The following is a 20,941-nucleotide window of genomic DNA, read 5'->3' as shown; positions in this document are numbered from 1 at the left end:
AACTACGGTCTTGCCTATGACCATTGTCCCGCCCGGTACGCAAGCCGCCTCCGCCGCCCCCGTCGGCCGGGGCGTCGGCCCGCTGCTGCGGGGCTGGCGGGAGCGGCGGCGGATGAGTCAGCTGGAGCTGGCCCTGCGCGCCGGCTCCTCGGCCCGGCACATCAGCTTCGTCGAGACGGGTCGGTCCCGGCCCAGCGAGGAGATGGTGCTGCGGCTCGCCGAGCACCTCGACGTGCCGGTGCGTGAGCGCAACGCGCTGCTTCTGGCGGCCGGTTACGCCCCGCACTATCCGCGGACCCCGCTGGACGACCCGGCGCTGGACGCACTGCGCGCGGGCCTGGAGCGGCTGCTCCAGGGCTACGAGCCGTATCCGGCGCTGGTGATGGACGCGCGGTACGACGTGGTGGCGGCCAACCGCGGGATCACGATGCTGCTGGAGGGCGTCCCGGAGTCGTTGCTGGCGCCGCCGCTCAACGCGATGCGTCTCACCCTCCACCCGCGGGGTCTCGCACCGCGCATCCGTAACCTGCGTGAGTGGCGCGGTCACCTGCTGGCGCAGATGGAGCGGCAGATCGCCCTGTACCGCTCGGCCCCGCTGCGGGAGTTGTACGAGGAGGTCGCCGCGTACCCGGTGGCGAAGGACGGGCCGACGACGACGGCCGGGCCCGTGGGGGAACCCGCCGATCCTGTGCAGTACTTCGCGTTGCCGATGCTGATCGAGCACGAGGGGCGGGTGCTCTCCTTCATCTCGTCCGTCGCCACCTTCAACACCCCGATGGACGTGACGGTCGCCGAGCTGGCCGTCGAGACGTTCCTCCCGGCGGATCCGGCCACGGTCAAGTACCTGCGATCGATCGTCAACTGACGACGGCGCAGACCGGAGTCCAGATGAATGTTCGACTCCGTTCCCGTGAGAGTGACGCCGGAACGTGGCACACTGGCCCGCGTGCCTCGAGGCGTAGGGGAGACGTGGGGTGAGTGAACGACGGCCCGCACCCACGGTGGGCCAGGTGGTACTGGGCAGGCGGCTCCAGGAGTTGCGTGAGGCGGCCGGCCTCGGCCGCGAGGAGGCGGCCCGCGCCCTGCGCGTGGCCCCGGCGACCGTGCGCCGCATGGAGACGGCCGACGTCGCCCTGAAGGTCCCCTATGTACAGGTGCTGCTGGAGGCCTACGGCGTGGGCGACGAGGAGGCCGAGGCCTTCGTCTCGCTCACCGAGGAGGCGAACCGGCCCGGCTGGTGGCAGCGCTACCACGACGTGCTGCCGGAGTGGTTCAGCCTGTACGTGAGCCTGGAGGGCGCGGCCCGGCTGATCCGCTCGTACGAGCCGCACTTCGTGCCCGGGCTGCTCCAGACGGAGGCCTACGCGCGCGCCGTACTGGAGGCCGGGACCGTCGGGCAGACGACCCCGGAGTCGATCGAACGGCATGTGTCGCTGCGCCTCGCCCGCCAGCGACTGCTGGACAGCGGCGATCCGCCCCATCTGTGGGTGGTGATGGACGAGACGGTGCTGCGCCGTCCGGTCAGCGTGGACGCCGCCGTGATGTCCGAACAGCTCGACAGGCTGGTGGAGTTCGCCGAGCGCGACCGGGTCACCCTGCAGGTCTCCGAGTTCGCGGCCGGCCCGCATCCGGGGACGTCGGCGCCCTTCTCGCTGTTCCGTTTCGCCGAGCCCGAACTGCCCGACATGGTCGTCACCGAGTACCTGACCGGCGCGCTGTACCTCGACGATCGCAAGGAGGTCTCCGCGCACCTGGAGGTCCTCGACCACATGACGACGCACGCCGCGTCCGCGCAGCACACCAAGAAGATCCTGCGGGACGCCCGCGAAAACCTCTGAGCACGTACCGACTTCCGACCCCTGGCTCCTGACTCACCTGGAGGCGAGACCCGCATGACCGGATCCGACGCCGAGCAGGCACCCGCCCGCATCGACACCAGCAGGCCGCACCCGGCCCGCGTCTACGACTGGTGGCTTGGCGGCAAGGACAACTACCCCGTCGACGAGGAACTGGCCCGCAGGATCCTCGCCGTGGACGGCACGGTGCTGCGCGGGGCGCGGGCCAACCGACGGTTCATGCAGCGGGCCGTCCGCACGGCAGCCGAGGCCGGGATACGCCAGTTCCTCGACATCGGCACCGGCATCCCCACCCAGCCCAACCTGCACCAGGTGGCGCAGGGCGTGGCCCCGGAGTCCAGGGTCGTCTACGCGGACAACGACCCGATCGTGCTGCGGCACGCGGAGGCCCTGCTGCACGGTTCGGCGGAGGGCTCCACCCGGTATGCGCACGCCGACGTCCGCGACCTCGACACGCTGCTGCACCGGGCCGCCGACACCCTGGACCTCACGCGGCCGGTCGCGCTGTCGCTGGTGGCGCTCACCCACTACCTGAGCGACGACCCCGCGGGTGACGACGTGTACGGCCTGCTGGAGAAGTACGTCGCCGCGCTCGCGCCGGGCAGCTGGCTGATCCTCTCCCAGGTGACCGGGGACCTGAACCCCGCGGCCATCGAGAAGGCCGCGGAGAACTTCCGGCGCAGTGGAACCCCTTTCTACCCGCGTTCCCTGGCGGAGTTCGCCCGCTTCTTCGAGGGCCTGGAACTGCTCGGACCGGGCGTGATCCCGGTGTCCGGCTGGCGTCCGGAGCCAGAGGACGTGGCGGTCCAGGCGGAGGGGATCGTGCCGGTGTACGCGGGGGTCGCCCGCAAGCCCTGAGCCGGTACCGGGGCGTCCGCGGCGAGGAGGAGGCCGGGTGAAGGCCACCGCCCGCGCCCCCGGCGCCGCCGGCCCCTCCGGTAGCATCGGTGACCGGGAGTCGACGATTCGTCACGGACGGGTGCTGCGGGGGACGCGGGCATGGTCAAGAGGTACGTGGTCGCGCCGCACGGGGGCCGTGGCACCCACCCCGACATCGGGTCCGCGCTGCGCGCCGCGACCGCGCGGGGCCGGGCCGCGAGGGTGGAGATCACTCCCGGCCACTACGAGGAACGGCTTTCCGTCCGGGGCGAGATCGAGCTGGCCGCGCTCGGCGACCCCGGCTCCGTGGTGGTGAGCGTTCCCCGGGGCACCGTGCTCGACGTGTCGGGGTCGGTCGTGGTCCGCGGCCTGGCGCTGGCCGGCCGGGACGCCGACGCCGGCGTCGTCGACTGCCAGGCGGGGACCCTCACCCTCGACCGGGTGGCGGTCCGGGCGCACGACGGGGTCTGCGCGCACGCCCGGCCGGGCACCTCCATGACGCTGACGGACAGCGAGTTCCGCTACGGCCGGACCGTGTTCGCCGGTGCCACCGGACAGGTCCAGCGGTGCCGGTTCACCGACGCCGCCGACAACGCGGTCGCGGTGATCGAGAACGCCCGGGTGCTGGTCCGGGACAGCCGGTTCGACGGCAGCCGGATCCACGGCGTACGCGTCAGCGACGCCTGGGCCCACCTCGTCGGGTGCGAGGTCACCGGCGCCGGGCAGGCGGCCGTCATGGCGGACACCCGGGCGGAGCTGACCGTCGAGGGGTGCACGGTCGTCGCCACGCACCTGGCGGGCCTGGCCTTCATCGAGCAGTCCCGGGGCTCCGTGCGCGGCACCCGCGTCACGGACGCCGAGAACGGGATCCTGGTGGCGAGCGGCGCCGACCCGACGGTGCGCGGCTGTGTGTTCGCCGACTGCCGCGACACCGGCATCCACGTCCAGGACTCGGGCCGTGGCACGTTCGAGGACTGCGAGATCACCGGGGCGGGAAACGTCGGGGTGTTGTCGACCCGCGGCGGCGCCCCGCGGGTGACCGGTTGCCGGGTCTCGGCGGGCAATGTCGGCATCGCCGTCACCGAGAAGGCCAGAGGGCACTTCACCCGCGTGGACGTGCGCGACCTGACCGGCGTCGCGCTGCGGGTCTGGGACGAGAGCAAGGCCGAGTTCACGCAGGTCCGCGTCGAGCGCTGCCCGTTCGGCCTGGAGACGCGGGGCAACGGCGGTACGACGGCCGAGCTCGCCGACGCGAGGATCCTCGACTTCGACATGGCCGCCGTGGCCGCCGTCGGCCAGTCCCGGGTGACCCTGAGAAGGGTGTCTGCGGAGCGCGGGCTGCTGGGGTTCGGCGCCGGCGAGGAGGCGCAGCTGCACGTGCACGACAGCGAGGTCTTCGCCGTGAGCACCGGTGGGGCCCTGGCGTTCGGCACGGCGCGGCTCGTCGCGCGGAGCCTCACCGTCATGGGCGCGGAGTCGTACGGCCTGTGCGGCACGGGCTCCGCGTATCTGGACGTCGCCGACAGCCGCTTCGAGGACTGCGCGGCCACCGGAGTGCGCTGCGACGACGCCTGCGGCGGCCGGCTGGCCGGCTGCGCCGTGACCGGGGCGACCGCAGTGGCCGTACAGCACAACGGCCGCGTCAAACTGGTCGGACTCCGCACGTCGCTGCCGGTCACGGAGATCACGGAGCCGCCCGCGCCGCCGACCATCGTCAACCACTACCACGGGCCGGTCTTCGTCGAGGCGGTCCACAGCGCCCAGTTGGCGTGGAACAACACCAACGTCACCCAGCAGCAGACCAGTCAGAGCGACGAAAGCGATCAGGACGGAGCCGGCCGATGAACGACCCGCAGCAGGTGCACCATTACGACGGTCCGGTGTTCAACGGGGGTGTTTCGAACTCCCAGTTCGCCTGGAACAACGAGACGGCGACCCAGAACCAGCAGCTCAACAACACGGTCGCCCCGGGACACGAGGCGCTCGCGACGCTGGTGACCGAGCTGCTCCGGCAGCTGCCCGCGGCCGGGCTCGGCGACCAGGAGCGTGCGGACGCCGAGACCGCGGCCCAGGAGGTCCTCACCGAGATCACCGGCCCGCAGGCGCCCGAACCGGGCAGGCTCCGCCGCTCGGTGACCATGCTCAAGGGAGCCCTGGCACCCGTCGCGACCGGCCTCGCGGCCGGGACGGCGGTCGGGGCGCAGGAGTGGGCGCAGTCCGCGATCAGGGGGCTGACGGGACTCGTCTGAGCCGGGCGACCCTGCCCGGTGAGGGCGAGGAAGGGCCGGACGGCACGACGGGGCGCGGGGGCCTCGTACGGCTCCCGCGCCCCGGACCCGACGCGGCGGCTCAGGCGAGCTTGGCCGACAGGGTGATGGTCGTGCCGGTGAGCGCCTGGCTGACCGGGCAGTTCTTCTTGGCGTCCTCGGCGGCGGCGGCGAACGCGTCGTCGTCGAGGCCGGGGACGGTGCCCTCCACCGTCAGGTGGATGCCGGTGATGCCCTCTCCCGGCTGGAAGGTGACGTCCGCGGAGGTGACGAGCTTGGTGGGCGGGGTACCGGCGCCAGCCAGGCCGTGCGACAGCGCCATGGAGAAGCAGCTGGAGTGGGCGGCGGCGATCAGCTCCTCCGGGCTGGTCTTGCCGTTCGCCTGCTCGGCGCGCGAGGGCCACGACACCGGCTGCTGACCGATGCCGGAGGAGTCGAAGGTCACGACCCCGTTGCCCTCGAGCAGGTTGCCTTCCCAGACCGTGTGTGCGGAGCGCGTGGTTGCCACGACGAATCCTTTCGAACTGTGACTGTGGAGAACAGCGGGCGGTTCCGGTGACGGATGCCTGGCACCCATCCGATCACACCCGGCGTCGATCCACCCACCGGACAGGGCGGCCACCGCCGGGCGCGTCGCCGGGGCTTCGCCCGTTTCGGCCGGATATCACAGCCGGGCATCGCTGCCTTCGGAAGACCTGACGGGCGACCTGGTGAAGCCATACAGTCCATACATGCTCGAACTCTTCCAAGTCCTCGGGGGCATAGCGGGATTTGGCGGCGTCGCGCTCGGTGTGCTGTACCTGCTCTACCGGGACTTCGTGCGCGACATCATCCGCAACAAGATGTTCCGTGCGCTCACCGCGACCCAGGCGACCGCCCTCTTCGGCGCTGTCATCGTGCTCACCTTCACCGTGGCGATCCTCGGTATCTTCGCCACGCTCGCCGAGAGCAAGGGCGTCCAGCAGTTCGTCGTGCTCGTCGGCATGCTCCTGGTGTTCCTGCTGGCCGTGCTGTTCATCGCGGCCCGGGTGGCCACGGGCGGCTCCCGCCGGGCGCCTCGCGCCGCCGGGACGAACGGTGTCGAGCGGTCGCTCACCACCGTGCGCAGGCATGTGGAGCGGGACGAGCCGGAGCCGGCGGAGCGTGCGCTGGAGGCCTCACGTCTGGACCGGGAGTCGGAGGAGTTCTGGTACTGGAAGGCCCGGATCGCCCTCTCCCGCGGAAACCAGCAAGGGGCCTCCCGCTATGCCGACGAGGCACTGGGCCTGGACGCCCGCAGCCCGCACGCGCTCGCCCTGAAGATCATGCTTCTGCTGCTCGGCAACGATCCGGCGCAGCGGGACCAGGCGGTGCGGCTGGCCGAGGCCAGTACCGGGCTGAGCGCCCAACTCGACACATGGCTGCGCCGGTTGCGGGCCGAGAACATGTTCGACGGCGGGCTGCGCACGCGGACCGGTTTCGAGTCGCGCTGTCCGCTTCCCACAAGAACGACGGAGGGTGTGCATGCCGACTGAACCGAGTCCCGCGGCGGGTGCGGAGGCGGTCCTGTATGTGGGGCCGCTCGCCGGTGAGGGCGCCGGTGAGGCGCGGGAGAGGAGGATCCTGCGGCAGTCTCGGCGATCCGGGACTGCGGACGCGGTGATCGCGCGGACGCCCGAGCAGGTCGACGCGTTCGTCGCGGACCGGCCCGGCGCTGTCGTCCTGGTCGATCCCGGCGACGACGTCCCCGTACCGGCGCCGCCGGACGGCGAGATCCTGTGGAACTTCCTGCGGGCCGAGGGCGTGCTGGTGATGTGCGGCGCGGGAGGGACCGGGCCCGTGCCGGGGCCGCCGCTGCCGGACCCGGCGCTGCTGCTCACCCGGTTGCCACTGCCACCGGGGCGCGGATGGTTACCCCGTCACCGCGCGCGGGAGGCGGAGTGCCGGGCGTTCGCGGAAGCCCGCGGTCTGTCGGCCGGCCCCGCCCTGACGGCGACGTTCGACTCATCGAACACGCACCCGGACGGCTTCACCGTCGTGATCCATCCCGACGTCACGACTCCGCCCGCGGGAAGTCCCGACGAACCCCTGTGGCGCTGGTTACGGCAGGGGCTGGTGATCCGGCCGTTGCCCACGGCCTCGGAAGGCTTCTGGCCTTTCGCCGCCGGACGACGACGCGGGTCGCCGCCGCGGCAGAGACTCACGGAAAGGTTGACGAGGTCCCCGCGCGGGGACGAGACGGAGAACCACCGGGCCGCCCAGAGCCCGTCCGGGCAAGCGGCCCAGGACGCCCACTTCGCGCACGGCGAGGACTTCCATGTCCGCCTCGATGACGACAGCGCGCCCAGCTACTACTCCGACTCCTACGGGGCCCACGCCGCGTCCGCCGCGTCCGCCGAGGACGACTACGACGCCCCCGACGCCGAGAGCGGGCCGGCCTACTACTCCGGCTCCTACGGGGCCCCGGCCGCGCCGTCGCCCAGCTACTCCAGCCCGCAGCCCTCCTACGACTCGGCGCCGCTCCCCGACTTCCTCCGGCCGGACGCCGACTTCATGCTGCCGGCCGCCTCGGCGCCCGCTGCCCTCGGGCGGCAGGCCGGTCCCCCCGGCCGGCCCCGCACCTCCCGCGACACCTCCCGCCCCCTCCCCCACGACGGCCTCTACGTGCGCCGCAACAACGCCTTCGGCACCCGTTCCGCACTCGGGGTGAAGGAGCTCATCGAGCAGGGTGTGATCGTCGGGCAGGAACACATCAGGTTCGACGACTTCGTGGTCTCCCGGGACGGGCAGGTTCCCGGACCGCGGAGCGGGGAGGCCATCGCCGTGAGTCATGGACTCACCGCGGTGACGGGTGAGTTCAAGGCGCACGAGGCGACGACCCACTTCGTGGAGATCGCCCTCAAGGCCGGCCCGACGCCCGCGGACCCGGCTCTCGCCTCCGCACCCCTGCCCGTCAACTTCGTCTTCGTCGTGGACACCAGCGGTTCGATGCACGGCGAGAAGCTAGACACCGTCAAATCGTCGCTGCACACGATCTACGGACAACTGCGTCCGACCGACTGCCTGGGCATCATCACGTTCGACCACCGGGTGCGCACCGTCCTGCCCGCGGCCACCAAGGAGGAACTGGAGCGGTCGGGGAACTTCGCGTCGGTCGTCTCCGGGCTGGAGGCGGACGGCGGCACGGACATCAACCTCGGGGTGCAGTACGGCATCGACGAGATCAGCCGTAACGCCGTGAGCGGGCGCACCGTCAACTGCCTGTATCTCCTCTCCGACGGCTCCCCGAACTCCGGCGAACGGGACTGGGTCAACATCCGCAGGAACATCGGGGCCCGGGTGCGCAGCGGCCTCACGGTGTCGTGCTTCGGCTTCGGCTCCGACGCGCGCATGCCCGAACTGTCGGCGCTCGCCGGCGTGGCCGGCGGACACTCGACCTTCGTCACCCGGCCCGAGCAGGTCAAGGCCGATCTGCTGGAGGACCTCGGCCGACGCGACCACCTGGCCGCGGTCGACATCCAGCTCCGGCTGGACATCGACCCGGCGGTGGAGATCCGGCACGTGTACGGGCACGACCCGGTCACCGCCCCGAGAGCCCGGGCGGAGGTGTTCCAGCAGGCCAGGCAGGCCGCCGAGCGAGCCCGCAGCGACTACGGCACCGACGCCCTGCCCGACATCATCACCGCCGAGAAGGGCATGCGGATCTTCGCACCCGACCTCGCCTTCGAGGAGACCTACTGGGTGGTCCTGGAGGTGCGGGTGCCGACCGGCCGGGAGCCGTCCGCGCTGGGCACGGCGACCGTGCAGTACGTGGACACCCTGGCCCGCGACAGCCGTCGCCACGAGTTCGACCTGGCGCGCGACACCTCCCTCTCGGCGGAGACGGTTTTGGTGCACGGCATCGGACTGTGGACGAGCGAGGTGACCTTCCACGCGCTGGACGACCTGTACGAGCGGGACAAGGAAGCGGCCAAGCGCCGTCTGGAACGCCACCTGAAGGCGCTGGAGGCGGCACACGCCCACCATCCGGCCAAGGAGTTCCGCGACGACCGGGTCACCCTCAGCAAGTTCATGTCGCTGACCGACTCCCTGGGCACCGTGGTGTCCTTCACCGACTCCCCGGGGGGCGGCTTCGGCGGCCCCGCGGTCCAGCTGATGAACGACTTCGGGAGGGTCCGCTCCGGACACTGGGCCCACCACTGACGCGCCCGGCACGGCGAGTCGTTCACCGCACCCGGAACACCGGCCCCCGTGCGGTGAACGGCAGTCGACCGCCCTGCGGGATCAGGTACGCGTGTTCCCGCCGTACCCGCAGCACGTCGCACCAGCCGTCGGTGATGACGAGCAGCGGCGCGCCCGGCGGGAAGTCGTCGGCGCGGTGCAGCAGGTCGATGCCGGGCTGCAGGACCGTACCGCCGCGGCCGTGCACCCGGACCCGGCCGGCGATCTCCGTGACCGGCAGATAGCCCGCGTCGTGCGCGGCCGCGTCGCAGAACACGACCCGGGCGGCCGGGACGTCCCGGGCCTCGGCGTACGAGGCGATGGCGCCGAGCGCCTTGCCGAGCAGGGTGCGGTCCATGGAGCCGGAGGTGTCCAGGACGACGCCGAAGGTGCAGCGGGCGATCTCCTCGGGCGGGAACCAGCGGCCGGCGCGCGGAATGTCGGGGGTGGAGGCCTGCCGGCGCGCGGGACGGGCGTAGGTCCGCACCGGCTCGGGGCGCGGCACGAACTCGTCGAACCAGCGGGCCAGTCGGGCGTCCCAGGGCAGCGGCGGGTGGCTGAGGGCGCGGATCTCCTCCACCAACCCGCCGGGCAGGAGGCCGCGTTCCTGCCGCTGGTGCAGCTCGAGGCCCTGGGCGAGGCCGCGCCGGTAGAAGCCGTCGAGGTCGACGTGGTCGCAGGGCGGGCCGATCGGGGCGCCGAGGATGTCGCCGAGGCCCTTGCCCCGCAGGGTGGCCAGCCGCCGCAGCCGGCGCAGGTCCACGGTGATGCGGTCGTAGACCTCCTCGGCGGACAGGCCCGACAACTCGGCGTCGTACAGCAGCCCTTCGGGCATGGTGCCGACCTGCATCTCGCGCAGCCAGCCGTTGACGACGTAGTCACAGGCGACGTTGAAGAGGTAGGGGTCGCGGGTGCTGCAGCGGTCGCCGTGGCGCAGGGCGGCGTGCAGCATCTCGTGGGCGAGGACGAACCGCCACTCCTCGTCCTCGTAGCGGCGCAGCGGGTTGATGTAGATCTCGCCCGCCTCCGCGTTCACGGCGGCGACCGAGATGCCGTGCGCGCGGGCGAGTTCGGCGTCGGCGACGAGCCTGATGCCGGCCGCGAGACCGCCGAGCAGCGGGTAGGACGAGACGAACCAGCTCAGCGCCCGCTCCCACGGACGCAGCGGGGTCACCTGGCCGTGGAGGGAAGAGCGGCGGCCGCCCGCCATGTCCATCGCGGCGGACACGGTCCGGGTCAGGGCGGTGGCGAAGGCCCGCTGCCAGTCAGGCATCCGGCGCCCGGACCAGGTCCACCGCACGAGCACCTGGTCGGCGGCCGTCCCCGCGGTGCCGCAGTGCTCGTAGGCGGCCGGCAGCCCGGTGTGCCGCCAGCGGGCGGCTAGTTGCTCCTCGTCACCGCCCGGGTACGACAGCGGCAGTTCGTCGGGCGCGCGGCCGACCGGAAACGTCAGCAGAAAACGGTTGACGACCATGCAGCGTGCGGCGAGGTCGTACCGGTCGGGCTGGACCCGTTCGCTCGGGGACGCCGGGAGGTGTCCGAAGCCGAGGTGGAGAGCGGCGTGCGCGAGGGACCAGGCCCAGAGGCCGGGTTCGGCGAGCCGGGTCGGGTGGGCGTGCAAAGTGCCGTTGGAGTCGGCGCGGACGAGTCCGTCGCGGGGAGCCAGGGTGCACTCCTCGCGGCGGCAGGTCTCGAAGTCCACGGCGGCGAGCGCCGGGTTGCCGCGCAGCGCCAGCCGCCCGGACTCGAACGCCTCCGCGGCGAGGTCCCGCTTCTTCTTGTCGCGGTCCTCCCGCTTCACCGGCGTGCCTCCACCAGGCGGGGCATGTCCCGGGCCGCCTCGACCAGGAACCAGGCGGGCAGCACCGGGTTGCCGTCGGCGTCGGAGGCGATCACGGTCTGGGCGACCTCGACGGATATCTCGGCGAGCTGCACGAGCAGCGACTTGGCGCGGTACGCGGTCTGCCGGCCCTTCGCCGACATGTGCTCCCGGACGGCGGGGAGTTCCTTGACCAGCCGGCCGCGGAACGAGTCGGCGAGGTAGTAGAGCAGGTCACGGTCCTCGACCCGGCGCGGCCAGGGGGCCTCGCCCTTGAGGATGGCCTCGATGCCGTACCGGCTGCGCACGATCTTGACGTAGCCGCGGAAGGCGGTGGCGTGCGTGGGCGTCAGCGTGCCGTGCGCCAGCACCGTGAGGGTGTCCTCGTCGAGGTCGGGCCCGAAGGAGTGCAGCGCGTCGGAGAGCATGTGCCAGGAACGGGGGGTGGAAAACGGTTCCTCGGTCTTCGGCGGCTTGGACCACAGGTGGTCGGGCCGGTCGGTGAGGTGGTCGAGGACCCACGGGTGGATGTCGTGGTTCGCGGCCCACGTCAGCCAGTCCTTCGCGGACGCCTCGAGGTGGACATGGGTGAGGCGGTTGACGAGCGCGGACGCGATCGGCCGGGCGAGCGCGTTGTCCGTGGCCCGGTTCCCGGCGCCGATGACGATCGAGCCCCCGGGAAGCTCGTAGTTGCCGATCCGCCGGTCGAGGATGAGGGAGTAGAACGCCTTCTGTACATCGGGCGTCGCCGCGTTCAGCTCGTCCAGGAACAGACAGTAGGGCTCGTCGCGGGCGATGGCCTCCGGCGGGCAGAACACGGACCGCCCGTCCCGGATCTGGGGCACGCCGATCAGGTCCTCGGGCGCGAGCTGGGTACCGAGCAGGCTCACGCACTCCAGCCCCAGCGACTCGGCGAAGTCCCTGACCAGGGAGGACTTTCCGATACCGGGGGCGCCCCAGAGGAACACCGGCCGCACGGTGGCGAGGCCGAGGAGCAGTTCGGGGATACGGGAAGGCGTGACAGTGACGGCAGCCTGCAAAGCAGAGGCTCCTCAAGGGATGCGGAAGGGGCGCGAGCGCGCGGGATCCGGACGACCGGACCGGTACGGACAGTGTGTGCGTACGGCTCCTCGGGCGCAGCCCAATTTCAGGCGGCGCGCTCCTCCGGCGCCGTCTCGAGCGGTACCTGGGGCCCGTTGGACTCGCGCAGCCAGCGGCGCAGGACGCGGTGCAGGTGCTCCGCGCCGATCAGCTCCTCGTCGTCCTCGACGGGTGCGGACAGCGCGAGCGGGGACAGCAAGAACGGCCTGGCCTGGGCGCCGCCGAGGCCGCCGTGGGAGCCGATCTGCTCCTCGAAGGCGAGCACCTCGCCGTCGGCCGGGTCGTGGAAGGAGTTGACCATGATGTCGGCGGTGTGCGGGAAGGAGTGTGTGCGGCGCACGGCGTCGGCGGCGCCGGGCCCGAAGGCGGCCAGCGGGCCGGGCGTCCGGTCGAGTCGGTCCAGCGGTATCTCCGTGCCGTGAGCGCCGAGGACGACCCCGCCGTGCTCCTCGCTGCGCACCAGGAGGAAGCCGATGCCGGGGTGGTTGGCGAGGGTGGTCAGCAGCGCGGGGTGGCGGGCGTCGATCTCCTCCTTGCTCATCCGGTGCGGCACGTCCGGGAACGAGATCAGGCCGAGGTTGCCCGAGGCCAGCACGATCGGTTCCGAGCGGCGGCCGGTCGGGCGGTGGCGTTCGCCGCTCTCCTCGACGGGCCGGCGCAGCGCCGCGCGGACGGCGGCCCGGGCCTCGGCGCCGCTGTGGGTGCGTTCGGCCTTGCGCGGCACGGGCAGCCCGCAGCCGGCCCGCACCAGGTCGCCGAGGGTGAGGCCGTAGCGGGCGCGGAACGTCTCGCCGGGGCTCTGGCCGTGGTCGGACAGGACGACGATCCGATAGGGGCGCGGTGCGTGTTCGGCGACGTTCTCGAGCAGCGCGAGCGCCCGGTCGAGGCGGCCGAGGACCTGCTCGGTGTCCCGGCCGAGCGGCCCGGAGTGGTGCGCGACCTCGTCGTACGCCACCAGGTCGGCGTAGACGGCGGTGCGGCCGGCGAGCATGTCGCCCGTCACGGCGGCCACCACGACGTCACGTTCGACGACGGTCGCGAAGGCGCGGACGAGCGGGTAGAGACCACCGCGTCCGACGCGCGGGCGCTCCTTGCGCAGCCGGGCGCGGAGGGACTGGCCGCTCTCGCGGCCGACCTCGGCGACGAACGACAGCGCGGTGCGCACGGCGTTGGCCGGGTCGGAGAAGTAGGCGAAGTAGCCGGACCGGGACCGCGTCTCCCGGCTGCGCCGACGGGCGGCGATGGACAGCACGAGGGCCTGCTCGTCCGCGCCGCCGCTGAAGAGGTTGCCGCGGCTCGCGCCGTCCGCGGACAGCAGTCCGCCGTCACCGGTGCGCTCGACCGCGCGGCGCTGGAGTTCGGCGGCGCTGGTGGGACGGTTGCAGACCATCACCTCCCCGGTGTCCTTCTCGTACCAGCGGAAGGCGGGCACGTCGTGGTTGCTGCCGTGCAGGATGCCCAGCTGGCTGGCGCCGGTCTGGCTGGACCAGTCGGTGTGCCACCGGGTGAGCCGGTGGCTGGGGCGGGAGGCGCCGCCGCCCGCGCCGCCCTGCCCACGGCCCGGTTGCGGGGCGCTGCCCAGCCATCCGGCGACGGTCGGCATCAGCCCCTTGCGCACCGCCGCGGCCAGCACGTCGTGGCCGACGCCGTCGAGTTGCAGGAAGACGGTGCCGGGCGTGGCGGGGCAGGCGGCGCCGCCTCTTCGGCGGCGGTCGGCGAGCCGGTACAGGCGGCGGCGGTAGGCGTCGTCGTCGCGTACGGCCAGGGCGCCGCCCGTCGCGGAGGCGACGGCGGACATCACGGCGGCGACGATCACGGCGGTCTCCGGGGCGGCCTCGCTCTGCCCGGAGGGGTTCAGGCGCAGGGCGAGCAGCAGCAGCGAGCCGTTGAGGAAGAACACCAGCAGGCCGAGGACCAACGCCGGTACGAGCAGCAGCAGGCGCACCAGCAGGGGCCAGGCCAGGGCCGACAGCACACCGAACACCCCGGCGCCGACGGCTGCGGTCATGGCGATGGTGGTGGCGCTGTCGCCGTCGGCGGACTGGAGCCGGAAGTCGGGCAGGATGCCCGCGAGCACCAGCATCGTGAGCGTGGAGACGCCCCACACCGCGATGCTCCGCCCGGCCTGACTGACGGCCCGCCGCCACCGCACCCCACGCACGCCCCGTACACCTCACGTTCCGGCCCCGACGCCCGGGGGCCGCCTCCACCCTGTCATATCGCGGTGACAGGGGCCCCGGGGCTACCGCCCGTCGTAGCCGGCCGTCGGCATCGACAGCCGCCGGTGCACCCGCGCCTTCATCTGCGCGTCGTAGGCGGGCTCGGCGCTGCCGACCGTCTCCACCCGCACGCCGCGCCGCTCGCACTCCGCGGAGAACTCCTCCACGGACGACAGCGCGCTCTCCAGCACCCGGCGGCTGGGCGCGACGAACAGGTCGACGCCGGCCCGGATGCCGTCCCACAGCACGCAGTGGTCGGCGCGCAGCCCGCGGACCAGCAGTTCCCGGCTGACGACGTAGCCGCGCTCGGCGGCCCACCGCGCGCACATCGCGTGCTGGCTGCGGGAGTCCACCAGGAAGGGATCGGCGTCCAGTTCCTCGAGCGGCGTCAGACTCGCGATCGCCGTGACCCGCACCGGTCCCATGGCGTCCCCCTCACCTCCGGGTTTCGCCGCCGACCCTACTCCTGCCCGTAGGCTTCGGGGGAGTCGCGCGAAGGAGGCAAAGAGGTGGCGGTGGAGATCACGTGGTGGGGGCACGCCACCTGCACGGTCGAGGATTCGGACGTACGTGTGCTCACCGACCCCCTGTTCGCGCGCCGCCTCGCGCATCTGCGCCGCCGCCGGGGCGCGCCGCCCCCGCCCGGCGCCTGGCGCGCGGACGTGGCGCTCGTCTCCCACCTGCACGCCGACCATCTGCATGTGCCCTCGCTGGCGCGCCTTGCGCCGGGCACGCGCCTGCTGGTGCCCCGGGGCGCTCCGCGCGCCGTCCCCGGGCTGCGCCGCCTGCGGCATCTGCGGCTGAGCGAGATGGCGCCGGGGGACGAGACCACCCTCGGCGACGTGCGGATACGGGCCGTGCCCGCGCGCCACGACGGGCGGCGGCTGCCGGTCGGACGGCACCACTGCCCCGCGCTCGGGTACGTCGTCGAGGGCGAGGCCCGGACGTACTTCGCCGGGGACACCGGCCTCTTCGACGACATGGCCGAGGAGGTCGGGCCGGTCGACGTGGCGCTGCTCCCGGTGGGCGGCTGGGGGCCGCATCTCGGCGAGGGGCACCTGGACGCGGGGCGCGCGGCCGAGGCCCTGGTCCGGCTGGCGCCGCGCACCGCGGTGCCGGTGCACTACGGCACGTACTGGCCGATCGGCATGGACGCCGTGCGCCCGCATGAATTCCATGCTCCCGGCGAGGAGTTCGTACGGCTCGCGGCGCAACGCGCGCCGGAGGTGGTGGTGCACCGGCTCGAACACGGCGAGAGCGTGCGCCCGGAGGTCTCCCGGTGAAGTGGTGGCTCGCCGCGACCGTGACGGTCGTGCCGACGGAGGCCACGCAGCAGGCCCTCGGCTATCCGTCGTTGTTCCTGCTGGTGCTGATCGGGGCGCTGGTGCCGGTGGTGCCGACGGGGGCGCTGGTGAGCACGGCGGCGGCGGTCGCCGTCCATCAGACGGTGCCGTTCGCGCTGGCGATGGTGTTCCTGACGGCGTCGCTCGCGGCGTTCTGCGGGGACGCGGCGCTGTACTGGCTGGGGCGGCGCGGGATGCGGTCGAAGAACGGCTCGCGCTGGCTGGAGGCGATCCGCTCGCGGGCTCCCGAGGAGCGGCTCGAGCAGGCGCAGGACAAGCTCGCCCACCACGGTACGACCGTACTGGTGCTGTCCCGGCTGGTGCCGGCGGGCCGGATACCGGTGATGCTGGCCTGTCTGATGGCGCAGTGGCCGCTGCGCCGCTTCGCGCGGGGCAATCTCCCGGCGTGCCTGGCCTGGGCGGTGACCTACCAGCTGATCGGGATCCTCGGCGGCTCGCTGTTCCCCGAGCCCTGGGAGGGCGTGGTCGCGGCGGTCGCGCTGACCGTGGTGATCAGCGCGGCCCCGAGCCTGTGGCGCCGGGCCCGGGGAACCAGGGCCGCGTAGTCCGCGAGCCGTGCCGGAGGTGTCACGCCCGTGCCGGCAGGCAGCCGCGATGTGCCGGACCGGTGTCACGCCCGTGCGCAAATGCCACACCCGTACGCGTGCCCCTCCGGCACCCGAGGCGCTCCCGTAGTACCTGCCCCTCCGCCACCCGTACGACTTCGGCACTCGAGCAACCCGGGTACCCGTACGCCTCTGGTACCCGTGCCGCTCCGCTACCCGCATACCCGCATGTACGCCTCTGGTACCCGCACGACTCCGGTACCCGCACCACCCCGGTACCCGTGCGCCTCCGGTACCCGTGTCACTCCAGTACCCGTGCGCCTCCCACCGGCAGGTCCCACAGGTCGTCCCGGTCCAGCCCCGCCTTCTCCCAGGCCGCACGCGCGCGCGTGAGGGGCTCGAGGACGGGCTCGGCGGACAGCACGAACGTGCCCCAGTGCATCGGCGCCATCCGCCGCGCCCCCAGGTCGAGGGTGGCGCGGACCGCCTCCTCCGGGTCGCAGTGGACGTCGCTGAGCCACCATCGGGGGTCGTAGGCGCCGATGGGCATCAGGGCGAGGTCGATGCCCGGGTAGCGCTGCCCGATCCGCGAGAACCAGTGGCCGTAGCCGGTGTCACCGGCGAAGTAGACGCGCAGGCCGTCGGGGGCGGTGAGCACCCAGCCGCCCCAGAGGGAGTGGCAGGTGTCGGTGAGGGACCGCTTGGACCAGTGGTGGGACGGCACGAAGTCGAAGCGGACGCCGCGGAGTTCGGCCGCCTCCCACCAGTCCAGCTCGGTGACCCGGGTGAACCGACGGCGCAGGAACCAGCGTCCGAGCCCGGCCGGCACGAACACGGGTGTGCCGCGCGGGAGCCTGCGCAGCGTGGGGGCGTCGAGATGGTCGTAGTGGTTGTGGCTGATGACGACGGCGTCGACGCGCGGGAGCGTCTCCCAGGGGACGCCGACGGGAGTGATCCGGGCCGGGGTGCCGAGGATACGGCGGGACCAGACCGGGTCGGTCAGGACGGTGAGGCCGCCGACGCTCACCACCCAACTGGCGTGCCCGGCCCAGGAGACGGCGACCGTACGGGCGTCCACCCGGGGCAGCGGGGCGGGTGCGAAGGGCAGCCGGGGAATGTCGGCGAGGCCGTCGCGGCCCGGCCGCACGGAACCCTCGCGGGCGAACCGGGCGAAGGCCTTGAGGTCGGGCAGGGGCGAGGTCAGCCGGTCGTGGAAGGTCCGCGGCCACACCCGCCGCTCTCCCGGGGGGCGGGGCTCGGCGAGCGGCGGGGCGGGGGGCGAGAGCGGGGCCAGGGGGGCCGGGGCGGCGGCGTCCTCGGTGGTCACCGTGCCGGTGGTGGTCGACTCGGACTGCTGCGTCATCGAGGAGGCTCCCATCGCTGAGCGTCGTCACGGAGATCGTCGAAGACCGACCTCAAGAGCATCAACGCGCGTTGCACGTGTGGCAGTTCCAGCGGTGCGGGTGACGTGAGGGATCGCGTGCGCTGCGCGTGCGTACCGTCCAGCAGCATGCCGGTGGACAGCCGGACGCGCAGGGCGCCGAGCTCGTCCCCGAAGCGGTGTCCGCCCGGCGCGGGCATCCCGAGCCGGGCGGCGAGGAAGTCCTCCAGGTCCTGTGCGTCGCCGACGCCGTGCGCGGCGAGCGCGGTGCGCAGCGGGCCGAGATCGACGTACAGGTGACGGCCGGCCCGGGGCGGGAGGGCGAGGCCGCCCGCGGCGACCACCGTGGTGTGCACGGCGTCCGCCACGCGCGCGTGCAGGTGTACGGCGGCGGCGACGCGCGCGGTGACGGGTTCGGGCTCGGCCAGGGCGTACGCGGCCGCGGCGGCGACCGGAGCGGCCACGCGCGCGCCGAGCGCGGTGAGGACGTCGAGCACCCGCGCGTGCAGGTCGTCGCCGACGGCCGAGGCGGGGAACCGGGCGACGGCCGCCGGCCAGCCGGTGGGCAGCAGCGCACCGGCGAGGTCGCTGACGACGGTGACCTGCTCGGGCAGCATCTCGGCGGGGCTGACCAGCACGGTGTCGTGCGGGGCGTGCAGTGTGTCGCGCCAGGTCTCGTCGCTGACCAGGTGCAGGCCCTCTCCCGCGGCGGCCTCCACCGCCTCGTGCAGCACCTCGGGCGGCGCCACGGTCCCGGTGGGGTCGTCGGCGACGGACAGCACCAGCAGCCGCGGGTCGCCGCCCTCGGCACGCACCCGGCGCACGGTCTCCAGCAGGGCGTAGGGGTCCGGGACGCCGCCGCACTCGGCCGGTGTCGCCACATGGAAGACGGGTCTCCCCAGCAGGCGGGCGTACGGCGCCCACCAGGCCGCACACGGCCGGGGCACCAGGACGTCGCCGCCCAGGGCGGCGGTCAGCGCGAGCAGCAGGGCCGGGGCGCCGGGCCCGGCCACGATGCGGCCCGGCTCGGCGGGGGTCCCGCGCCGCTCCCAGTAGCCGTGGGCGGCGTCGAGCAGGGCGGGGCCGCCGCCGACCGGCTCGGCGTCGGCGCGGCCGGCGGCCCGGGCGAGCACCGAGACGAGTTCCGGCAGCACCGGCAGGCCGTCCACGGGCAGTGGCGGGCCGTAGCGGACGGGCCCGTGGTCCTCCACTGCCGTCCGCCGCATGCCGTCCTCCGCGCAGTCGGTCCCTGATGCCCTGCCTGGTACTGGTACTGGTGTCCTGCCTGGTACTGGTGCCGTGCCGGTGGTGCCGCGCCCGGTGTGGCGCCTGTGGCGCTGTGCCGTACCCGGCCACCGGACGTCGTCGCGGGCCGGGCGGGGCGTCGCGTCCCGTGCGGGGTCCGGCGGTGCCGCGGGGCCGGGCGCCCGTACGGGGCCGGTCGTGCCCGTGGGCTCTGAGTACCCCGTGGGACGGCATCCCATGGCCGCCGGGCACGTTGCGCCGGTCACAGCGCGGGCCGGGACGGCTCCCCGGCGGGTCAGACGCCGCCCTCGGGGTCCCGGCGGCGCAGCCGGTGCACGGCCAGGCCGAGCGCGCCGGCGATCAGCAGGCCACCGGCGGCGAGCGCGGGGACGGAGTCGGTGAAGGCGCCGCCCTCGCCGGCCTGCACACCGTGCCCGACGGTGGCGGGGGCGCAGTCGGCCTCCTGGGACGCGGCGGCACGGGGCTGGGGCTCGGGCGGGGCGCACGGCTCCACGGTGCGACAGGTGTCGGTGTCCCCCGGGGAGGTGTCCCGCGCCGGCGGACACGGCCGGCCGGTGACGCAGGACGGGGCGGACGCCGACCCGCACGGCTGCGGGGCGCCACGGGCGACGTCCAGCGTCGCGGTCCACGGCTTGCCCTGTCCGCCGGGCGCCGCCGGACAACTGCCGTCGACGGTCCAGGCGGCGTCGGGTCCGACCGCCTGCGGGCTCACCTCGAGATCGGCGGCGGGCGCGATGCGGGCGGTGCCCCGGTAGGCGGGCCCGGACTGCGCGCCGTCGGCGCCGGGGACCTTGCTCAGTTTGACGGTGCCCTCGGCGAAGGCCTGCGAGGTGGCGTCGAGGCTCTCGGGCGCGGTGGCGCCGAGGGGGCCGCAGGAGACGGACACGGTGACGCTGCCGCCCGGGGCGACGCTGCCCGGGCTGACCTCCGCCGCCGGGTCCGCGAACGCCGCCGGACCGACGGCCACCAGGACGGCGCCGGCCACGGCGAGGGTGGACAGGAGGTGAGCGGTGCGACGCATGGGACGGTTCCTTCGGCCGACGGCTGCGGGCGGGGCGTTGCCGCCCCACAGCCATCAGAGCCCGAGGAGCCGCCGGCCGCGCGCGGCCGGACGCCATTGGCGGGACACGGACCACCAACCGGGTGACCGCCGACGCCCCCGCACCTCGCGGATTCCTGCTACGCCGCGTCGTTCAGGACCTGTTCCCGCAACCGGTTGCAGCACCGGTTGATCAGCCGCGACACATGCATCTGCGAGATGCCCAGCCGCTCCGCGATCCGACTCTGCGTCATGTCCTCGAAGAACCGCATGTACAAGATCGCCCGCTCCCGCTCGGGAAGCGCGGCGAGCCGTGTCCTGACCGACTCCCGGTCGACGACCGTGCCCAGCGCCGGGTCCGCCGCCCCCAGCACGTCACCGAGCGAGTAGCCGTCCTCGCCGCCCGACAGCTCCGCGTCCAGCGACAGCGCGGTGAAGCTCTCCAGCGCCCCCATCCCGGTGCGCACGTCCTCCTCGCTGAGCTGTGCGCGCTCGGCGATCTCGGCGACGGTGGGCCGGCGCCCGGAGACGGTCTGGGCCAGTTCCTGGTCGGCGAAGCGCACCCGGTTGCGCAGTTCCTGGACCCGGCGCGGCACGTGCAGGGTCCACATGTGGTCGCGGAAGTGCCGCTTGATCTCGCCGGTGACGGTGGGGACGGCGTAGCTCTCGAAAGCGTTTCCGAGTTCGGGGTCGTAGCGGTCGACGGCCTTGACCAGGCCGAGGGCGGCGACCTGACGCAGGTCGTCGAAGGCCTCGCCGCGGCTGCGGAAGCGCCCGGCGAGACGGTCCGCCATGGGCAGCCAGGCCTCGACGATCTGGGAGCGGAGCGTGTCGCGCTGGGGCCCCGGAGGCAGGGCGGCGAGCCTGCGGAAGGCGTCGGCGGTGTCGGGGGCGTCGTCGTGCGGATGGCGCTTCGCGTTCGCTCTGTTCGGCATGGGGTGTGGCAACTCCCTTGGAAGTGCTCTGGGTTGGCCGGTCACCGGGGAAGCGCGACAGCGGCCCGAC

The 20,941-nt window shown here is 73.5% G+C and carries 18 protein-coding genes; 9 read left to right on the top strand and 9 right to left on the bottom strand.

The annotated features are described in order from the left end of the window. The first annotated feature begins 16 nt into the window (after positions 1-16). The 5 genes from QQM72_RS12080 to QQM72_RS12060 all read left to right on the top strand — a co-directional run bounded on the left by QQM72_RS12080 (position 17) and on the right by QQM72_RS12060 (position 4,984). On the top strand, positions 17-865 hold the full coding sequence (locus tag QQM72_RS12080; RefSeq protein ID WP_314220848.1) for a helix-turn-helix domain-containing protein: 849 nt from the start codon (positions 17-19) through the stop codon (positions 863-865). 109 nt (positions 866-974) lie between these two features. Continuing rightward, entirely contained in the window at positions 975-1,838 is an 864-nt protein-coding gene (locus QQM72_RS12075) for a helix-turn-helix domain-containing protein (RefSeq protein ID WP_028806129.1), read from the top strand. Between the two features lie 54 nt (positions 1,839-1,892). After that, positions 1,893-2,714 carry an SAM-dependent methyltransferase gene (locus QQM72_RS12070; protein ID WP_314220847.1) on the top strand — a complete coding sequence of 274 codons (822 nt, stop codon included), beginning with the start codon at positions 1,893-1,895 and terminating at the stop codon, positions 2,712-2,714. Positions 2,715-2,855: 141 nt separating this feature from the next. Further along, positions 2,856-4,580 carry a right-handed parallel beta-helix repeat-containing protein gene (locus QQM72_RS12065; RefSeq protein ID WP_314220846.1) on the top strand — a complete coding sequence of 575 codons (1,725 nt, stop codon included), beginning with the start codon at positions 2,856-2,858 and terminating at the stop codon, positions 4,578-4,580. Continuing rightward, entirely contained in the window at positions 4,577-4,984 is a 408-nt protein-coding gene (locus QQM72_RS12060; RefSeq protein WP_314220845.1) for a hypothetical protein, read from the top strand. The genes QQM72_RS12065 and QQM72_RS12060 overlap by 4 nt, the downstream gene beginning before the upstream one ends. Positions 4,985-5,084: 100 nt before the next feature. Here the strand turns inward: QQM72_RS12060 and QQM72_RS12055 are convergent, their stop codons facing one another. Then, positions 5,085-5,510 (bottom strand): OsmC family peroxiredoxin, encoded by a 426-nt coding sequence (locus tag QQM72_RS12055; RefSeq protein WP_020125610.1) that lies wholly within the window; start codon positions 5,508-5,510, stop codon positions 5,085-5,087. Between the two features lie 223 nt (positions 5,511-5,733). Here QQM72_RS12055 and QQM72_RS12050 point away from each other — a divergent pair, with 223 nt between their 5' ends. Further along, complete coding sequence (locus QQM72_RS12050; protein ID WP_314220844.1) at positions 5,734-6,516, top strand: hypothetical protein; 783 nt, start codon at positions 5,734-5,736, stop codon at positions 6,514-6,516. After that, positions 6,506-9,184 carry a VWA domain-containing protein gene (locus tag QQM72_RS12045; RefSeq protein WP_314220843.1) on the top strand — a complete coding sequence of 893 codons (2,679 nt, stop codon included), beginning with the start codon at positions 6,506-6,508 and terminating at the stop codon, positions 9,182-9,184. Before QQM72_RS12050 ends, QQM72_RS12045 begins: the two co-directional genes overlap by 11 nt. A 22-nt stretch (positions 9,185-9,206) precedes the next feature. Here QQM72_RS12045 and QQM72_RS12040 read toward each other — a convergent pair whose 3' ends face one another. The 4 genes from QQM72_RS12040 to QQM72_RS12025 form a co-directional block, all read right to left on the bottom strand. Further along, a complete protein-coding gene (locus tag QQM72_RS12040) occupies positions 9,207-11,003 on the bottom strand; it encodes a vWA domain-containing protein (protein WP_314220842.1) in 1,797 nt (598 codons plus the stop codon). Then, the gene (locus tag QQM72_RS12035) at positions 11,000-12,061 is read right to left on the bottom strand and encodes an ATP-binding protein (protein WP_314220841.1); all 1,062 of its coding nucleotides are present in this window, start codon (positions 12,059-12,061) and stop codon (positions 11,000-11,002) included. Before QQM72_RS12035 ends, QQM72_RS12040 begins: the two co-directional genes overlap by 4 nt. 107 nt (positions 12,062-12,168) lie before the next feature. Beyond that, positions 12,169-14,283 carry a phage holin family protein gene (locus tag QQM72_RS12030; protein ID WP_314220840.1) on the bottom strand — a complete coding sequence of 705 codons (2,115 nt, stop codon included), beginning with the start codon at positions 14,281-14,283 and terminating at the stop codon, positions 12,169-12,171. 81 nt (positions 14,284-14,364) lie between these two features. Continuing rightward, positions 14,365-14,766, bottom strand: coding sequence for a hypothetical protein (locus tag QQM72_RS12025; RefSeq protein WP_314220839.1), 402 nt, complete (start codon positions 14,764-14,766; stop codon positions 14,365-14,367). Between the two features lie 84 nt (positions 14,767-14,850). Between QQM72_RS12025 and QQM72_RS12020 the strand changes: the two genes are divergently transcribed. Together QQM72_RS12020 and QQM72_RS12015 are read left to right on the top strand one after the other, a co-directional pair. Next, positions 14,851-15,624, top strand: coding sequence for an MBL fold metallo-hydrolase (locus QQM72_RS12020; RefSeq protein WP_314220838.1), 774 nt, complete (start codon positions 14,851-14,853; stop codon positions 15,622-15,624). After that, positions 15,621-16,250 carry a DedA family protein gene (locus tag QQM72_RS12015; protein ID WP_314220837.1) on the top strand — a complete coding sequence of 210 codons (630 nt, stop codon included), beginning with the start codon at positions 15,621-15,623 and terminating at the stop codon, positions 16,248-16,250. The genes QQM72_RS12020 and QQM72_RS12015 overlap by 4 nt, the downstream gene beginning before the upstream one ends. Positions 16,251-16,551: 301 nt before the next feature. Here the strand turns inward: QQM72_RS12015 and QQM72_RS12010 are convergent, their stop codons facing one another. The 4 genes from QQM72_RS12010 to QQM72_RS11995 all read right to left on the bottom strand — a co-directional run bounded on the left by QQM72_RS12010 (position 16,552) and on the right by QQM72_RS11995 (position 20,871). Further along, positions 16,552-17,613 (bottom strand): MBL fold metallo-hydrolase, encoded by a 1,062-nt coding sequence (locus QQM72_RS12010; protein ID WP_314220836.1) that lies wholly within the window; start codon positions 17,611-17,613, stop codon positions 16,552-16,554. After that, positions 17,610-18,857, bottom strand: coding sequence for an aminotransferase class I/II-fold pyridoxal phosphate-dependent enzyme (locus tag QQM72_RS12005; RefSeq protein ID WP_314220835.1), 1,248 nt, complete (start codon positions 18,855-18,857; stop codon positions 17,610-17,612). The genes QQM72_RS12010 and QQM72_RS12005 overlap by 4 nt, the downstream gene beginning before the upstream one ends. A 314-nt stretch (positions 18,858-19,171) precedes the next feature. Further along, the gene (locus QQM72_RS12000) at positions 19,172-19,918 is read right to left on the bottom strand and encodes a hypothetical protein (RefSeq protein WP_314220834.1); all 747 of its coding nucleotides are present in this window, start codon (positions 19,916-19,918) and stop codon (positions 19,172-19,174) included. A 158-nt stretch (positions 19,919-20,076) separates the two neighbouring features. Further along, positions 20,077-20,871, bottom strand: coding sequence for an RNA polymerase sigma factor SigF (locus QQM72_RS11995; protein ID WP_314220833.1), 795 nt, complete (start codon positions 20,869-20,871; stop codon positions 20,077-20,079). Positions 20,872-20,941 lie beyond the last annotated feature (70 nt).

Origin of the sequence: Streptomyces zaehneri, from assembly GCF_032248645.1 — a bacterium.
Taxonomy (GTDB): Bacteria; Actinomycetota; Actinomycetes; order Streptomycetales; family Streptomycetaceae; genus Streptomyces; species Streptomyces coriariae.
This window is presented reverse-complemented; position numbering and strand designations above follow the sequence as displayed.

Excerpts from the sequence above, each read along its gene's own strand:
- QQM72_RS12025 (WP_314220839.1), bottom strand. The coding sequence starts at position 14,766 with ATGGGACCGGTGCGGGTCACGGCGATCGCGAGTCTGACGCCGCTCGAG.
- QQM72_RS12045 (WP_314220843.1), top strand. The coding sequence starts at position 6,506 with ATGCCGACTGAACCGAGTCCCGCGGCGGGTGCGGAGGCGGTCCTGTAT.
- QQM72_RS12000 (WP_314220834.1), bottom strand. The coding sequence starts at position 19,918 with ATGCGTCGCACCGCTCACCTCCTGTCCACCCTCGCCGTGGCCGGCGCC.
- QQM72_RS12005 (WP_314220835.1), bottom strand. The coding sequence starts at position 18,857 with ATGCGGCGGACGGCAGTGGAGGACCACGGGCCCGTCCGCTACGGCCCG.
- QQM72_RS12010 (WP_314220836.1), bottom strand. The coding sequence starts at position 17,613 with ATGACGCAGCAGTCCGAGTCGACCACCACCGGCACGGTGACCACCGAG.
- QQM72_RS12050 (WP_314220844.1), top strand. The coding sequence starts at position 5,734 with ATGCTCGAACTCTTCCAAGTCCTCGGGGGCATAGCGGGATTTGGCGGC.
- QQM72_RS12070 (WP_314220847.1), top strand. The coding sequence starts at position 1,893 with ATGACCGGATCCGACGCCGAGCAGGCACCCGCCCGCATCGACACCAGC.
- QQM72_RS12080 (WP_314220848.1), top strand. The coding sequence starts at position 17 with ATGACCATTGTCCCGCCCGGTACGCAAGCCGCCTCCGCCGCCCCCGTC.
- QQM72_RS11995 (WP_314220833.1), bottom strand. The coding sequence starts at position 20,871 with ATGCCGAACAGAGCGAACGCGAAGCGCCATCCGCACGACGACGCCCCC.
- QQM72_RS12060 (WP_314220845.1), top strand. The coding sequence starts at position 4,577 with ATGAACGACCCGCAGCAGGTGCACCATTACGACGGTCCGGTGTTCAAC.
- QQM72_RS12065 (WP_314220846.1), top strand. The coding sequence starts at position 2,856 with ATGGTCAAGAGGTACGTGGTCGCGCCGCACGGGGGCCGTGGCACCCAC.